The organism is Candidatus Limnocylindrales bacterium (assembly GCA_035626395.1).
Taxonomy (GTDB): Bacteria; Desulfobacterota; Binatia; order UBA1149; family CAITLU01; genus DASPNH01.
The window spans coordinates 493,229-508,853 of record DASPNR010000002.1 but is presented as its reverse complement, the minus strand read 5'-3'; the positions used below and the strand labels follow the sequence as shown (position 1 = coordinate 508,853).

Here is a 15,625-nt window from a genome sequence, read left to right as displayed (position 1 = left end):
GCGCTCAGTCGCCGGCGTCTTGCTTGGCGGGCGCCGGCTCGGGCGGCGCATCGACGAGCTCGTCGCGCTTCATGGCCAGGCGCGAGAACAGGTGGGCCCCTGCCGTCACGACCGCGCTGCGGTCTCGGCCCTGCAGATAGTACTGCGGCGCCGGAGCGGCGGGCTTGGGCGGCGGTGCTGCGCGGCCAAGGGCCTGCGCCAGCGCTTCGTCTTCGGTCGCTGCGGCGGGATCGGCTGCATCGGCGGGCGCGCTCGCGTCCTTGGTGCCGGCCGTCGCCGCAGCACCTTCCGCCGCCTCCGCTTTTGCCTCCGGTGCCTTGGCCGCGGTGATGACGCCGCAGACGCCGGTCTTGGTGGCGAGCTCCACGCGTGCCTGCGGCGCGTCCAGCCCGAAGCGCGCCTTGTCGGCGTCGCCGGCCGCGTCGCCCGCGATCTTGTCGCCCTTCATGTCGACGAGGCCGCGCAGGAGGTTGTCGACGATGCGCTGCTTGACCGTGTGTCCCTCCTGCGGCGCCGGCTCCATCGTCCACGCCTTGCCGGCTGCCTCGCGCAGGAGCGAGTAGCTGTCCTGGCCCTGCGTGAACGTGATCTTGACGACGTCATCGGGCTTGCAAGCCGTCAGAGCGCGGCTGCGCAGATCGTCCAGGGACGGCCCGAACTTCTGCGCAACCCAATCGGCGACTTTGGCGACCTGGCCGTCGCTGCTGCGCTGCAGGTAGAAGCCGGCAGGCTGATCGGCCGCCTCCTTGCCGAGCTTGAATCCCACCTGCTCGCCGCCGGCCAGATGCGCCGTCACCGTCAGCGTCGGCTCGGACAGGCCGAGACTGTCCAGATTGACGCCGGGGCCGTCGAAATAGGCCAGCGCCTCGATGGTATCGAAGGCCCCCGCGATCGACTCGGCCGCCTGCGAATCGGCCGCGTCGTTCTTGGGCAGGATCAGGTTCCAGTTCTTCTCGCCGCTGCGCTCGAGCTCGATGCGATCGGCGCCTTTGTGAATGCTGATGCGGCCGATCTGGTCGGGCTGCACGTCGAACAGGCGCTTCTTCCGGAAATCGAACGGCGTCTTCTTGATCGAAGTGTGGATGAGCAGCGGCGTCACGAGCACGTCATCGCTGCCTTCGACGCGGCCGAACGCGAAGTGATCGACCGGCGTGGTGTTGCCCATGATCACCGGCGGCACGGTTGTGCCGTCCTCGAGCGTGATCTCCAGGCGGCCCTGGGTTCCGGTGGGCTTGTCCAGGCCGTAGGCGGCCAGGCTCTCGACCTCCTCCTTCTTCAGGCGGCGCTCGATTCTGGTATCGCGCACGCCTTCGAGAAAGCGGTCGACCGCATTGTTGTCGGCGGGCGCGGCAATGGGCGCCACCAGCTTCCACTGCCCGCCATCCTTCTCGAGCTCGATGGTGCTGTCGTCGGGGTAGGAGAGGCGGACTCTGGAGGCCTTGGCCGCGTCGAACTCGACCACGCCTTCGCCCTTGGCCTCCTTCTCCGCCTTGGGCGTTTCGTAGAGGTAGATGTAGGCGCCGAGCGCGACCGCGACGAGCGCGAAGATCAGCGTGCGGACGAAGCTCACAGCGAGGAGCGCCTCCACCAGACGGCGATGCCGACGAGCAGGATCAGCTCGGGCAGCACCAGCACCGACAGGTAGAAGACGGTGCGCGCCGAGTCTTCGTCCAGGTAGGCGCGCGAGGCGCGCACCACTCGCGGCGCGATCGAGATCAGCTCCTCCTCACCGGCAAGCCAGCCGATCACGCTCTGGCCGAGCGCGTCGTTGTAGAGCTGGCGAAGGTACTGGTTGGTCAGGAAGCTGGTGTCGCCGAAGATCGCGATCTTGAACTGCTTGTCGGGCGCGCCGCCGAGGGCGCTGGCGGCGCCTCCGCCCGCGACCGCGAGCGGGATCGGGCCCGGGGTGTCCTGGCCCTGCTGCAGCTCGGCCTCGCCGCGATCGAAGATGCCGGCGACGTCGGTCTCGGCCCAGCTCGCGTGCGAGCTGAACGCGAGCGGCTCCAGCGTGATGCCCTGGACGGGCGTCGGCGCCGGCGCCGTCGAGCGCGCCACCGTGAACAGCGTTCGATCGGTCATCGCCGAGGTCGACGGATGCTTGCCGTACTCGGTGACGACCACGTCCACGCCTATGGTGACGCCCTGGAACAGCCGCATCTGCTGATCGAGCACGACGTCGTCGCCGATGAGTGCGCCGAAGCTGCGAGCGAAGTTGACCAGCTCGGCGTCCTTCTGCGGCTCCAGGAGCAGCAGCATGCTGCCGCCCTTCTTCAGGTACTCCTTGATCTGCGCGATCTCCGCGGGAAAGTGATCGCGGTTGCCGGTGCTGACGATGATCGCCGCGGCGTCGTCGGGGATGGGCTTTTCGGCCGCGAAGAGGCTGGCCACCTCGTAGTTCTGGTTGCGCAGCGTGTCGGCGAACATGCCCATGCCGCCGGGGCCCTGCTTGTCCTCCATCGGCGGCTCGCCGTGCCCTTCGAGGAAATAGATCTTCTTCTGCTCGCTGCTGACGACCTTGTGGATGCCGTTGGTGATCGATTCCTCATCGATCTTGGAGACGGTCGTATTGCGCTCGCCGTGCTTGATCTTGATCGTCGGAATCGTGGAGATCAGCTCGCGCTGCGCGATCTCCGGGCTGACCTGCGGGTCGATGATCTTCCACTTCACCTTGTCGGTGTAGTAGCCGTAGGTCTCCGACACCTCGCGCACGAAGTCCTTGTCCTGCGGCCCGACGAAGGCCAGGATCTCGACCTCGCCCTCGATCTTGTCGAGCACCTGTCGCGACGCATCGGTCAGGCTGTTGACGGCGGCGGAGGAGAGGTCCCAGCGCTTGTTGTAGCGCACGCCGATGAAGTTGAGCATCGCCACCACCGCCACGAACACGATCGAGTAGACGATGGCGTTGGTGCCGTAGCGGGTGGAGCGGCGCTGGACGAACTCCAGCAGCGACCCGCTGCCCGAGGACAGGTACCAGATGATGCAGACGACGCCGGCCAGGATGTGCGACAGCGCGAACCAGCCGAACTCGAAAAAGCCCTGCTGCGGCATCAGCGTCATCCAGTGTTCGATGACGCCGAACAGGATGAAGACCAGGCCGAGAATGCCGAGAATGGGAGCGCGCTTGCCCACTACTTCCACCGATTCGATTCCACCGCGCGGTGGGTCAGGAACAGGAACGTGGCGATCAGGCTGAGAAAGTAGACGAAGTCGCGCGTCTCGATCGTCCCCTTGGCCATGTTGCGGAAGTGCTCGGTGACCGAGAGATAGGTCAGGATGCCTCGCAGCGTCTCGTTGGCGCCCTCGGCCGGCCAGCTGATGACGAACAGCAGCAGCAGGATCACGAGCGCGCTGATGGTGGCGATGATCTGGTTGGAAGTCAGCGACGACGTGAAATTGCCCGCCGCGACGAACGCCAGGGCCGTCAGGTAGAGGCCGAGGAAGCCGGCGGCGGTCATGCCGAATTCCGGATTGCCGTACCAGAACAGCAGTGCGGGAAAGATCATGGCCAGCGCCAGCATCAGCGTCACCAGCGCGGCGCCCGCCAGGTACTTGCCGAGCACCATCTCGCCCACGCGCACGGGCGAGGTGAAGAGCAGCTCGAACGTGGCCGCTCCTTTCTCCTCCGACCAGCTTCGCATCGTGATCATCGGAATGACGATCAGCAGAACCACCAGCATGTTGTGCAGGAGCGGGGTGATGACGGCGTCGTTCAGGTTCAGCCAGGTCGTGTCCATGCCCTGCAGCATCGAGTACTGCGCGACGAGGCGATTGAACTGCGCAAGCATGTTGAAGAAGAACCACCCCGACAGCAGCGTGAAGCCCGTCAGCACGACGTAGGCGATCGGCGAGACGAAGACGGCGCGGATGTCGCGCCACGCGATGGCGGCAACGTTGCGCATGTCAGATGCCTCCTCCGCCGGTGCTCGCCTCGGGCTGGCCGGCGCCGAGCGCCTCACCGCTGACGTGGCGCAGGTATTCCTCTTCGAGGCTGCGCTCGCGCACCAGGTCGGCGATGTCCGACTCCAGCGCGATGCGTCCCTGGTTGATGATGACGACCTTCTGACAGATCTGCGCCACCTCGGGCAGGATGTGCGTGGACAGGATGACGGTGCGTTCCGTGGCCAGGCGCCGGATCAGCGCGCGAATCTCGATGATCTGTGCCGGATCCAGGCCGATCGTCGGCTCGTCCAGGATCAGCACGGCCGGCTCGTGGATGAGCGCCTGTGCCAGGCCGACGCGCTGGCGGTAGCCCTTGGAGAGATGGCCGCAGAGACGGCCGGCCACGTTCTCCAGGCTGCACTCCTCGATGGCGCGGTCGGCAGCCGAGGCGATGCGGTTGCGGACGATGCCCTTGAGCTTGCCGACGTGGCGCAGGTAGCTGCGCACCGTCATCTCCAGGTACAGCGGCGGCGTTTCGGGGAGGTATCCGATGCGCCGGCGTACCTCGAAGGAATCGTCGAAGACGTCGAAGCCGTCGACCGTCACCGTGCCGGCGGTCGCCGGCATGAACCCGGTGATGATCCGCATGGTCGTGGTCTTGCCCGCGCCGTTGGGGCCCAGAAAGCCCGCGGCCTGCCCGGTGGCGACCATGAAGGAAACGCCGTCGACGGCGGTGATGGACCCGTAGGTCTTCGTCAGGTTGGAGACTTCGATCATGCGTTGGTTCGTATCGCAGGCAGATCGCCCGCGAACGCGCGCCATCTAAACACGGTGAAAACCGCTGTCAACGTGGCTGCGGCTCGGGCGCGTGCGCGGCTCGCTCCAGGCCCGCGTGCATGACGTCGGCCGTACACCGGCCCATCGTGCGAGCATGCTGAAGCTGCGCATGCCAGCAGTTGCATCGACCGCGCGACTGGCCGACCGTGCCGCCGTGCCCAGACCTCCGGAGCGCTGCGTCTACCTGCTGGACACGAGCTACTTCATCTTTCGGGCCTATCACGCGCTGCCGCCGCTGAGCACTTCCAAGGGGCTGCCGACCAACGCCATCCACGGCGTGGCCACCACGCTGGAGAAGCTGATCCGCGAGCAGAAGCCGTGCCTGATGGGCTGCTGCTTCGACACGACGCGCGATACCTTCCGCCAGACGCTGTACCCCGAGTACAAGGCGAACCGAATCCAGCCCGAAGAGAACCTGCAGGTGCAGTTTCCCTACGTCCGCCGCCTGATCTCGGCGCTGCAGATCCCGATCCTGGACCGCGAGGGCTTCGAGGCCGACGACATCCTGGCCACGCTGGCGCGGCAGTACGAGGAGGCCGGATACGACGTGATTCTGGTCACCGCCGACAAGGACCTCATGCAATGCGTGACGGCGTCGGTCTCTCTCCTGGACCCCATGCGCGAGGGCCGCATCACCGAGAAGGAGGTGCTCGAGAAATTCGGCGTGCCGCCGCGCGCCGTGCCGGACGTGCTCGGCCTGATGGGCGATTCCTCGGACAACATTCCCGGGGTCAAGGGCATCGGGCAGAAGACCGCGAGCTGCCTCATCGCGCATTTCGGCTCGGTCGACGCGATGCTCGAGCGCAGCGAGGAGATCGAGAAGATCCCGGGGCTGCGGGGCGCCGCCGGCGTGCGCAGGAAGATCGAGGAATGCGCGGATCTGGTGCGTCTTTGCCGCCAGCTGGCCAAGGTCCGCAGCGACGTGCCCGTGGAAGTGGAGCCGCACGAACTGCAGCTCGGGCGCCTGGCCACCGACGAGCTGGAGCGGCTGGCCGAGGAGCTGGAGATGCCCCGCCTGGTGCAGCGCATGCGCATCCTCGGCGGTGCGGCCGAGTCGGGCGAGGTGCTCACGCTGCGCGCGCAGGATCCTGCGGCTCCCGCGCCACGCCGCGGCAGCCGCGCGCGCGCGGCGGCCGAGGCCGCGGCACGCGCCGAGCAGATCGCCGCCGCGCCGGAGCCGGAGTCGGTCGGCGACTGGCGCGATCTCGGTTCGGGAGCGCTTTACGTCGCGTGGTCGCGCGGGCCGCTCGAGGAATGGTCGCTGACGCTCGCCAGCGACGCCGCCGTCGTGCGCGTTCACGGCGAAGCGCATGCGCGCCAGGCGTTGCAAGGGCTGGCCGCTGCCGGCGCGTCACTGGTCGGATTCGACCTCAAGGTGCTGGCGCGCGAGCTCGGCGCGGTTCCAGGTCGGCGCGGCCTCGACCTCGGTCTTGCCTCCTACCTTTGCGATCCCGAAGCCGGCGATCACAGCCGCTTCGACGTGGTGCGACGCTTCCTGCACGAGCAGCCGGCCGAGCCGGGGCACGGCGAGGCGGCGCTGGACCAGGTACGGCGGGCCGCACAGATGCTGGAGGCCCAGCTGACGGCGCGCGAGCAGATGGAGCTCTACCGCGCCCTCGAGCATCCGCTCCTGAGCATTCTGGCGGGAATGGAAGCCTACGGCCTGCTGCTGGACACGGGCAGCCTGGCGCGCATGTCCAAGAGCCTGGAAGGGCGCATGGCCACGCTGGTCGAAAGGGTCTACGAGGCCGCCGGCTGTGAGTTCAACATCCTGTCGCCGGTCCAGCTGCGCGACGTGCTCTTCAAGCGCCTGGCGCTGCCGGTCAAAGGGATCAAGACGACCAAGTCCGGCCCCTCCACCGACAGCGATTCCCTGGAGCTGCTGGCTCGCCTGCATCCGCTGCCGGCCCTGGTCCTGGAGTACCGGGGAATGTCGAAGCTGAAATCGACCTACGTCGATGCGCTCGGGCGCATGGTCGATGGAGCCGGCCGCATTCATACGCGCCTGAACCAGACGGTGGCGGCCACCGGCCGCCTGTCCTCGAGCGATCCCAACCTCCAGAACATCCCGATCCGGACCGAGGAGGGCGCCTTGATCCGCGGGGCATTCATCGCCCCGGACGGCTGCCGGCTGATCTCGGCCGACTACAACCAGATCGAGCTGCGGGTCCTGGCCCATCTGTCCGAGGACGCCAGCCTGATCGAAGCGTTCCGCAGCGGCCTCGACATCCACACGGCCACATCGGCCGAGCTGTTCGACCTGCCGGCCGACAAGGTCACGCCTTCGATGCGCCGCGACGCCAAGGTCGTCAACTACGGCATCGTCTACGGCATGGGGCCGGTGCGGCTGTCGCGCGAGCTCGGCATCAGCCGGGCCGACGCGGAAGACTACATCAAGCGATACTTCGATCGGTATCCTGGAGTGAGGCGGTTTTACGGAAGAATGCTCGAGTGTGCGCATTCCAACGGCTACGTGGCCACGCTCTACGGCCGGCGCCGCTATCTGCCGGACATCGCCAGCGAGCACGGCGGCCGCCGGCAGCTGGCAGAGCGGGTCGCCACCAATACCCCAATCCAGGGGAGCGCCGCCGATATCATCAAGCGCGCGATGGTCGCGCTGGACGAGGCCCTGTCGGCGAGCAAGCTGGCGGCGAGGCTGGTTTTACAGATTCATGATGAATTGTTACTCGAAAGCCCTGCCGATCAGGTGGAAGATGCCTCGGCCCTGGTCGCGAAGACCATGGTCCAGGCAGCGGACCTTCTGGTGCCGGTCGTCGTCGACGTCGGCAGCGGGCGGAGCTGGGCCGAGGCGCACTGAGCCCGGCAGAATTCTTTGATCGAAAGCGGAGTTAGTCCCGGTCCTCGCTGAATACGCCTGGGCAGGGTCCCGTCTATGGCCCAGGACCATGGAGAACGGCGTGTGGAGCCGACCGACGGCGAACTCGTGGAGCGGGCCCGAGCCGGGGACCGTGAAGCGGTTGACGTTCTCCTGCAGCGATATCAGCGCCGGCTTCTCGGCGTTGTCGTCGGCATGGTCCGCAACCCGGATGATGCAAGAGAGATCATTCAGGAGACCTTCGTACGAGTCTTTCGGAGCCTGGACTCGTTCAAAGGCGATTCGTCGTTCTACACGTGGCTGTACCGTATCGCGATGAACCTGGCCATCGACCACCAGCGCCGTGAAGGCAAGCGTCCTTCCGTCGAGTTCGACGAGGGCGTCGCTCACACCGAAGAATCGGTGGGGCGGGGATCGGCGGTCATCGGAACGGATCCTTTCGACAGGGTGCGTAGTCGCGAGCTCGGACAGAAGATTTTCGAGGCGATCGAAAGTTTGACGCCCGACCACCGCGCGGTCATACTTCTGCGCGAGATCGACGGCCTTTCCTACGAAGAAATCAGCGAAGTCCTGCAGTGCTCCATGGGAACAGTGATGAGTCGTCTCCACTACGCGCGCAAGAAGCTTCAGGCGCGTCTGCAGGAGATGATGTGACCTTGGCTTGACGACGCGTGTAGGAGCCTCTCCGCCGATGACCTGTATTCAGTTCGAAGAATCGTTCGACCGTTACGTAGACGGTCTTCTCGACAAGACCGAGGCCGCCGCCGCCCGCGCCCACCTGGCGTGCTGCACGACGTGCGACCGCTCGGTCACCCGATGGCAGCAGACGAGAATCCTCCTTTCGACGGCCGTAGCAGAAGTTGCCACGGCCGTTGACGTTTCCGATCTCGCGTCTCACGTACACGCAGCACTCGATCCGGATCGCGGCTCTTCCGTCCGTCCGGCTGCCTACGACCGCGCTCCGTCGAGCCGCTCCGGCCGCAGCGCCGGACGCGTGGCAGCGCAGCGTTCGGCGCGCTCGGGCTCGGCATGGTGGCGGGTGGGAGCGGCTGCGAGCGTTTCGGCTGCCGCCGCGGCGTTGTTCGTCGTGCTGATGAGCCCGGTCAAGACGCCGGTCAGGCTCGCCGAAGCTCCCGAGCCCATCGAGTCCACGATCGCTCTGGCATCTTCCGACTACTCGCCGCCTGCGGTGGACGAGAAGGCCACGGACGTCGATGCCATCGAAGCGGCACCCGGCCACATGGTTTCGACCTGGGTCCATCCCAGGAGCAAGGCGCGGGTGATCTGGGTGGAGAACCGTACACCGATCGAGAACGTGGACTTCGGCAGATGATTTCGGCGGCTCGGGTCGCGATGGCGGCGGCCTTGGCCGCCACGTTCGCCACCGGAGCCTCCGGCGGCGAGCCTCGCACCGTCATCACGATCTCGACGGTTCTGGCGTCCAACCAGAGCCGCAACTTCGATCCGAAGCTGACCGACCTGCGCAGTGAGCTGCGCTCGCTGCGCTTCAAGAGCTACCGCCTGGTCGACACCGAGTCGCGCCTGATCAAGGGCACGGGCGACCAGTGCGGCATCCAGCTGCCGCACGACCGCTACCTGCACATCACGACCCGCGACCACACGCGCGATCACCTGCGAATGCACGTGCTGCTGAACGAATCGAACCGGCCGCTCATCAACACCGACATCAAGCTGGAGCCGGGATCGGTCGTGCTGCTGGGCGGGCCGCGCGGGCCCGACGGCACGCTCATCATCACCATCGGTGCCAAGCAGGCCGCCGAGGAGCCGAGGGGACGCAACGCGCGCTCGGGCCGCGGCAAGAAGGCGGCAGCCGCCGGTGGCGGCGACAAGGCCGGTGAGAAGGCCGAGAAGAAGAACGAAGCGACGGCTCCGATGCCCGCGCAGGCAGCCAAGCCCTCGAACTGAGCGACGATGGACGTGAGCTTCGAAGAGTTCCTGCGCAACGCGCGAAACGGCGCTTTCGATGCATTTGGCGCCACCTTTTCGTGGGCTGGTGGCGCCACCGACGATACGGGCCGGCCGGCAAGTCTCTCGACGCTGCTGCGGCCGGTCGAGCCCTACAATCGCTGGTCGTTTCTCGCGCCCATTATCGGCGCTGCGGGCGCGGCAGCGATGATCGCGCTTTGCGGCGTGGCCATCGCGGCGTTTGCCGTGATGATGGCCGCGCTGGCGCTGATCTGGTTCCTTCTCAGCGAAGTCTTCGGCTACGAGCTGGCGCTCAATCCTGACGCTCGGTTCTGAGCGCTATCACCCAAGAACATCGACCGTCTGCCGGCCGCTGCGAAAGGGCAGGCGCAGAATGACCGCGCACGCCGCGGCAGCGGCATCACACGCCGCCACGCGGTGCAGCAGCGACCTGACCGCGTCATCGTCTGCGGGGGCTCGATGCTGCGTCGACGTCGTTGCGTCATCTCGCGTCGCCACATGCTGCGTCGCCCTCGTCCCGTCATCGGCCGCTCGACGCGAAGTCGCCGCCTCTTCCAGGCGTGCATCTGGATGCACGCCGCAGACGAAGCCGCGGCCGGTGAGCTCGTACCAGAGTGCGGGCACGCCGCTGCGCAGGATGCGCTCGCGCGTTCGGTCGTCGATGGACGACACGCCTGCCACCACGACCGCGCCAGTCGCCGACTCCATGTCTCGAACCACCCGCGGTCCGGCCGCGCGCAGATACAGCTCGACCTGCTCGACGCCGGCCTCATCGCCGACCACCGCCACCGTTGCCGCGAGCAGCGCCTCCTGTCCGCTCGCGCCTATGCCCGGAATGACGATCTGACGCGCGTATCGCTCGATGTCCTCATTGCTCAACGGCATGCGTGGCGTTCCATGGGGTCAGGCGCGTCAAGCGCCGGACGCCAGCTGATGGCGATCGCGCCAGCCGACCCACAGATTGGTCGAAAGGTAGCGATCGCCGAAGTCGGGCAGGATGACGGCGATGCAACCTTCCTTCAGGCCCTGCGCCACCTCCAGGGCCGCCAGCACCGCTGCGCCGGAGGACTGGCCCAGCAGCAAACCGTCCTTGGCCGCGATGTGGTAGACCATGTCGTAGGAGCCTTCGGTCTCCACGCCGATCACGCGATCGACCTGATCCCGGTGCCAGATGCCCGGCACGATCGAGCTGGCCATGTGCTTGAGGCCTTCGATGCCGTGAAACGCGTCTTCCGGTTCGGCGGCGACCACCTCGATGCCGGCGTTGAGTTCCTTGAGGAAGCGGCCCGTGCCCATGACGGTGCCGCTGGTGCCGATGGTCGCGACCAGATGCGTGACCGTGCCTTGCGTCTGCCGCCAGATCTCGGGGCCGGTGGTCAGGTAGTGTGCCTCGGCGTTGGCCTCGTTGTTGTACTGGTCGGGCTTGAAGTAGCGGTCGGGATCTTCGGCGAGCAGCTCGCGACACAGCAGGATCGCACCGTCGCTGCCTTCGAACGGGCTCGAGTAGACGATGCGGGCGCCGTAGGCGGCGAGTACGCGCTTTCGTTCGAGCGAGACGTTCTCGGGCATCACCAGCGTCACCGGATAGCCGAGCGCAGCGCCGATCATCGCCAGAGCGATGCCGGTATTGCCCGAAGTCGAATCGAGGATGGTCTTGCCGGGCCGAAGCGCACCGCTGTTGAGGCCGCGGCGCAGCATGTTCCATGCTGCGCGTGCCTTGACCGATCCGCCCGGATTGAACCCTTCGACCTTGCCGAAAATCCGCACGCCTTCGGGAATGCGTCCGCGCAGGCAGTTGAGCTGCACGAGCGGCGTATTGCCGATCAGGTCGACGATCCGCGGATAGCCGTGCGGACCCGTGCCGGGCTGGCACGGTCGTGCGTCGGCAAGGGCGGAGGTGCTCACGATCGGGCGCTACCGCGCACGTCCCGTCATCGCCGGCGTGCCACCGGCGATGGCCGGGACGATGCTCACCTCGTCACCGTCCTTGACCGGCGAGTTGACGTTGTCGAGAAAGCGGATGTCGTCGCCGTTGACGTACAGATTGACGAACCGCCGCACCGACCCGTCCGCTTCGCAGATGCGCTCGCGGAGGCCGGGGCACGATCTGTCGAGATCGGCCAGCACGGCAGCGATCGAGGTGCCTTCGGCCGTGACGGCGTCCTTGCCGCCCGTGTACTTTCGAAGGGGAGTAGGAATTCTCACCCGAACCGACATTCTGCATTACCTCCTGCGCCTTGTGCGCTCGCCCCCGCGTAGCACCAGCGGTCGAACAACTCTAGGCCGCGCCCGCCGCCGCCCCGCGGCTCTCGAGCGAGCCGCACCGTCATGAAAGTCCTCTGTCTGATCGGGCACACGGATCGCTCGCGGCCGCGCGGCAGTCGCAGCCGGGGCTTCGCGGGAAATCGACGTAGCGCAGCCGTGCGCGCGTCAGCTCGTAGAGGAAGAGGCGTCCGGAGCGGCTGCGCGACGGCCGCGCAAGCCAGCTCAGCGCCATCAACGCCTGCATGGTTCCGACCAGGCCCGCCACCGGCGCCAGGATGCCCATCGCCGAGCATCCCTGCGCGCTCTCGCTGCCCTGCGGCGGGAACACGCACGCCAGGCAGCACGAGCGGCCGGGCTCGATGAGCATCCACTGGCCGCCGGTGCGCGCGACGCCGCCGTAGATCAGCGGAAGGCGTGCCTGGACGCATTCGCGGTTGAGCAGGAACTTGGTGTCGGGGTCGTCGCAGGCATCGATGACGATGTCTGCGCCGGCCAGCAGCGCTGCGGCGTTGGAGGCACCCGCGCGCTCGTTGCGAGCCGTGACGGCGGTGCCGAACTCGGTTCGCAGCCGTGCCGCCGCGGCCTCGACCTTGGGCTCGCCGATGTCACCCCCGTCGTAGAGGACCTGGCGCTGCAGGTTCGAGAGCTCCACGACGTCGTCATCGACGAGCGTCAGCGCGACGGTACGCGTTGCGGCCAGAGCCCGCGCCGCTGCGCAGCCGAGAGCGCCCGCTCCGATCAGCAGGACGTTCGGCGTGTCTGTCATGGCCGTGCGATACAAAAAAACCTCTTCCGGAAGATGAGGAAGAGGTTCAGCAGGAGGCGCTGGAGCTCGACCTTATCTTCCATTCGAACCTCTCGATCCGAATGTGGGATTTAGCACCTGCCTCCGAGCCTTGCGGCCGGCCGGTTGCTGTGGCGTCGTAGGGCCCGATCCCTCAGCCACTCGCAATAAGGTTGCGGCGCTTATAACGGGCGGGGCAGAGGCTGTCAAAATTGCGACGGCCGTGCCAGCCGGGTGCGTCGAAGTTTGCTGCTTCCTTACGCCGCCCGGCCGTGTCACGAAGTGCTCCTTCATCCTGCACGAACGGGAACCACATCTTGACCCGACTGATTCCACTGGAAGGCGCGTACAACTTCCGAGACCTCGGCGGTCTTGCCTGCGGCGGTGGGCGCTGCGTGGCCAAGGGGCTCGTGTTCCGGTCCGACCGGCTCAGCCGTCTGACTGCTGCCGATCTCTCCCTGCTGCGCGAGCTCAAGATCGGCAGCGTCTTCGACCTGCGCAGCCAGGCCGAGCTCGCCGCCGATACGCAGTGCGAGTTCGGCATCGGCTCGCCGTTTCACCGCCACCTTCCTCTGGTGGAGGTGTCGCTCCACCCGGGCGACCAGACCATCGACTGGAAGAAGATCGACCTGCAGAACCGCTACCTCGAGATGCTCGAGCAGGGCGCGCACGCCATTCGCGCACTCATCGAGCACCTGGCCGATGATAAGGCGCCGCCCACCGTCTTTCACTGCACCGGCGGAAAGGACCGCACCGGCGTGGTCGCGGCCGTCCTGCTGCGCGCGCTCGGCGTGCCCGATGAGATCATCGTGGAGGATTACGCGCAGTCCGAGCGCAACCTCGAGCCGCTGCACGCCACCTACCGCGACGAGCTGATGGCGGGCGGCCTGGATCCTGCGGCCGTACTGTACCTGTTCGGCAGCCCGCCCGAGCGGATGGTGCACATGCTGACGGGCATGGACGTGCGCTGGCGATCGGCGGAAGGCTATCTGGCCGAGATCGGCGTGCGCGCCGAGACGCTCGCGCGCCTGCGCAGACGCTTGGTCGGCTAGCTCAGGAGCCCTTTGAAGCGTCCCCGGCCGCCTGCGCCGGCGGATTGGCGCTCAGCTCGCCGAGTCGCTGATTGGCGCGGGCCGCGGCTTCGGTCGTCGGATAGTGCGTGAGCACGTAGCGATAGCGCGCGGCGGCGGCGTCGTGCCGCTGCTTTTCGCGATAGAAGTCGCCCACCACCAGCTCGTGCAGCGCCAGGTTCTCGCGCGCTTCGTGCGCGCGGTAGCGCGCCAGGTCGGCGTAGATCGATTTGGGGAACTGCTGCGCCATACGCTCGAACTGGCGCAGCGCAGCCTCGGAGGCCGACGGGTCGCGGTCATCGGACTTGGCCTGTCCGAGATAGCACATGCCGATCGTGTAGCTGACGAACGGCAGCAGGGGGCTCACCGGATAGAGGCGCTCGAAGTCGCTGAACGCTTCAATGGCCTCCGGATATTTCTCGGTGACGTAGTAGGCGTAGGCGATGTTGAAGCCCGCCGTCTCGGCCTTGTCCGAGAACGGGTACTCCTCGAGCATCTTCTTGTAGTCCTCGATGGCCGAGTTGTAGCTCTCCTCCTCGAAGGCCAGCGAGGCTTCTCGATACAGCTCGTCCTCGGGCCGCACGGGCCCGGCACCACAGGCGCTCAAGGTGCCGGCCGTCGCCAGCAGGACCAGACCGGTTCGGAGCAGGGACGCGATTTTCGTCATGTCGCCAGAACCTAGCGGCGGCGTCGGGGCGGTTCCACCGGCCCGCGTGCACACCGCGCCTGACCGCTATTCGATGTAGCCGAGCGACCGCAGGTGCTCGAGGACCTTGTTCTCGACCGCCGGCTCCATGGGGGCGGGCCCGGGGGCCGCGGCCGCGTCGGTCTTGTCGTACGTCTTGATGCGCTCGATTTCGCGCTCGGCCAGCGAATCTTCGAAGAAGTCGGTACGCACGGTGCCGTCCATGTCCTCGCCGACCGGCAGGCGAAGGTAGTGGAGCAGCGTCGGCGTCACGTCCATGATCGAGGCCGGCTCCAGGCGCGCGCCTTTTCGGACGCCCGGGCCGTTCAGGATCAGAATGCCGTCGGAGCGATGCGAGCCCGACAGGTGCAGGTACTCGGGCACCTCCACCGCGAACTGGCCCACGGCGGGACCGGCTCCGTGATCGGAGGCGACCAGCACCAGAGGATCCTGCTTGTAGCGCGAGAGGATGTCGCCGACGCGCTTGTCGACCCAGATCCAGTAGTTTTCGATGACCTTGCCGAGCTGGCGGACCTGCTCGGCAGGAACGTCGCCGAACGGTTCGGGGTCCATGAACTTCCAGAACCCGTGCTGCACGTCGTCGGTGCCGCGCAGATAGACGAACAGGACGTCGGGCAGCGGCGGCTCGCTCAGGATCCTCTCGGTGGCGCGCAGGTAGAAGAGGTCGCGCGTGTAGGCGCGGATGAACCTGTCGTAGACGAGATAGTCGAGCTCGGGCGGCTGCCCGGCCGGATGCTTATTGGCCCGCCGCGCGTCGTACGGAAAATCCATGAACGAGGGCATCGCCCGAATCGCTTCGCTCTGCTCCACCGGCGCCAGCTGTCGAAGATAGAAGGGCGGGAACGATTCCTCCTCGACGTCGCCGTAGTGGGCGATGTCGCTGATCATGCGGCCGTTGACCGCCTCGGCCGGCCAGGTGACGAACCAGCCGACGACGGCGACATCGAAGCCGCGCTCGCTCAGCATGTTCCAGATCGCGCTGGTCTTGCGCATGCGCCGGTCGACCGGCACCGGTTTGCCGGCTCCTTGGGGAAAGCGCACGAACCAGGTGATGCCGTGCTTGTCGGGAACCTTGCCCGTGGCGATCGATGTCCAGATGACCGGCGAGCTGCTCGGCTCGATCGAGTTGAGGACGGCGCTGGCGCCTTGTGAGCGCAGGCGCGCGAGGTTGGGCAGGATGCCGCGGGCGAAGTACTTGTCGAGAAGTTGCCAGGTGCCCGCATCCAGGCCGAGCACGACCACGCGCGGCGGCTTGCCCGCCGGCTTGGGCTCGCGCGCGCAACCCGGCGCGATCGCCACTG

16 protein-coding genes and 1 riboswitch are annotated in these 15,625 nt (G+C 67.0%); of the genes, 6 read left to right on the top strand and 10 right to left on the bottom strand.

From position 1 onward, the window contains the following. Positions 1 to 4: 4 nt before the first annotated feature. Genes VEC57_02655 through VEC57_02640 form a run of 4 tightly spaced genes read right to left on the bottom strand, consistent with a single transcriptional unit; the run spans position 5 to position 4,656 of the window. Positions 5 to 1,570 carry a DUF4340 domain-containing protein gene (locus tag VEC57_02655; protein HYB98013.1) on the bottom strand — a complete coding sequence of 522 codons (1,566 nt, stop codon included), beginning with the start codon at positions 1,568 to 1,570 and terminating at the stop codon, positions 5 to 7. Beyond that, entirely contained in the window at positions 1,567 to 3,129 is a 1,563-nt protein-coding gene (locus VEC57_02650; protein HYB98012.1) for a Gldg family protein, read from the bottom strand. Before VEC57_02650 ends, VEC57_02655 begins: the two co-directional genes overlap by 4 nt. Next, the gene (locus tag VEC57_02645; protein HYB98011.1) at positions 3,129 to 3,899 is read right to left on the bottom strand and encodes an ABC transporter permease; all 771 of its coding nucleotides are present in this window, start codon (positions 3,897 to 3,899) and stop codon (positions 3,129 to 3,131) included. Before VEC57_02645 ends, VEC57_02650 begins: the two co-directional genes overlap by 1 nt. A gap of 1 nt (position 3,900) precedes the next feature. Next, positions 3,901 to 4,656, bottom strand: a complete 756-nt coding sequence (locus tag VEC57_02640) for an ATP-binding cassette domain-containing protein (GenBank protein ID HYB98010.1) — start codon at positions 4,654 to 4,656, stop codon at positions 3,901 to 3,903. Positions 4,657 to 4,810: 154 nt separating this feature from the next. Between VEC57_02640 and polA the strand changes: the two genes are divergently transcribed. From polA to VEC57_02615, 5 genes are all read left to right on the top strand, one after another. Continuing rightward, the gene (gene polA / locus VEC57_02635) at positions 4,811 to 7,534 is read left to right on the top strand and encodes a DNA polymerase I (GenBank protein HYB98009.1); all 2,724 of its coding nucleotides are present in this window, start codon (positions 4,811 to 4,813) and stop codon (positions 7,532 to 7,534) included. A 102-nt stretch (positions 7,535 to 7,636) separates the two neighbouring features. Further along, positions 7,637 to 8,206 (top strand): sigma-70 family RNA polymerase sigma factor, encoded by a 570-nt coding sequence (locus tag VEC57_02630; protein ID HYB98008.1) that lies wholly within the window; start codon positions 7,637 to 7,639, stop codon positions 8,204 to 8,206. Between the two features lie 37 nt (positions 8,207 to 8,243). Continuing rightward, entirely contained in the window at positions 8,244 to 8,885 is a 642-nt protein-coding gene (locus tag VEC57_02625) for a zf-HC2 domain-containing protein (protein HYB98007.1), read from the top strand. Beyond that, a complete protein-coding gene (locus VEC57_02620; GenBank protein ID HYB98006.1) occupies positions 8,882 to 9,478 on the top strand; it encodes a hypothetical protein in 597 nt (198 codons plus the stop codon). Before VEC57_02625 ends, VEC57_02620 begins: the two co-directional genes overlap by 4 nt. Positions 9,479 to 9,490: 12 nt before the next feature. After that, complete coding sequence (locus tag VEC57_02615) at positions 9,491 to 9,814, top strand: hypothetical protein (protein ID HYB98005.1); 324 nt, start codon at positions 9,491 to 9,493, stop codon at positions 9,812 to 9,814. Positions 9,815 to 9,820: 6 nt separating this feature from the next. Here VEC57_02615 and VEC57_02610 read toward each other — a convergent pair whose 3' ends face one another. From VEC57_02610 to VEC57_02595, 4 genes are all read right to left on the bottom strand, one after another. Continuing rightward, positions 9,821 to 10,384 (bottom strand): hypothetical protein, encoded by a 564-nt coding sequence (locus tag VEC57_02610; GenBank protein ID HYB98004.1) that lies wholly within the window; start codon positions 10,382 to 10,384, stop codon positions 9,821 to 9,823. Positions 10,385 to 10,411: 27 nt separating this feature from the next. Then, on the bottom strand, positions 10,412 to 11,404 hold the full coding sequence (locus tag VEC57_02605) for a cysteine synthase (protein ID HYB98003.1): 993 nt from the start codon (positions 11,402 to 11,404) through the stop codon (positions 10,412 to 10,414). A 9-nt stretch (positions 11,405 to 11,413) separates the two neighbouring features. Continuing rightward, positions 11,414 to 11,704 carry a MoaD/ThiS family protein gene (locus VEC57_02600; GenBank protein HYB98002.1) on the bottom strand — a complete coding sequence of 97 codons (291 nt, stop codon included), beginning with the start codon at positions 11,702 to 11,704 and terminating at the stop codon, positions 11,414 to 11,416. A gap of 121 nt (positions 11,705 to 11,825) precedes the next feature. Next, on the bottom strand, positions 11,826 to 12,530 hold the full coding sequence (locus VEC57_02595; protein HYB98001.1) for a HesA/MoeB/ThiF family protein: 705 nt from the start codon (positions 12,528 to 12,530) through the stop codon (positions 11,826 to 11,828). 69 nt (positions 12,531 to 12,599) lie between these two features. Further along, a riboswitch (SAM riboswitch) is annotated at positions 12,600 to 12,722 on the bottom strand. A 143-nt stretch (positions 12,723 to 12,865) separates the two neighbouring features. Between VEC57_02595 and VEC57_02590 the strand changes: the two genes are divergently transcribed. After that, the gene (locus VEC57_02590) at positions 12,866 to 13,600 is read left to right on the top strand and encodes a tyrosine-protein phosphatase (protein ID HYB98000.1); all 735 of its coding nucleotides are present in this window, start codon (positions 12,866 to 12,868) and stop codon (positions 13,598 to 13,600) included. A 1-nt stretch (position 13,601) separates the two neighbouring features. Here the strand turns inward: VEC57_02590 and bamD are convergent, their stop codons facing one another. After that, the gene (gene bamD, locus VEC57_02585; protein ID HYB97999.1) at positions 13,602 to 14,285 is read right to left on the bottom strand and encodes an outer membrane protein assembly factor BamD; all 684 of its coding nucleotides are present in this window, start codon (positions 14,283 to 14,285) and stop codon (positions 13,602 to 13,604) included. A 66-nt stretch (positions 14,286 to 14,351) separates the two neighbouring features. Next, entirely contained in the window at positions 14,352 to 15,623 is a 1,272-nt protein-coding gene (locus VEC57_02580) for an alkaline phosphatase family protein (GenBank protein HYB97998.1), read from the bottom strand. Positions 15,624 to 15,625 lie beyond the last annotated feature (2 nt).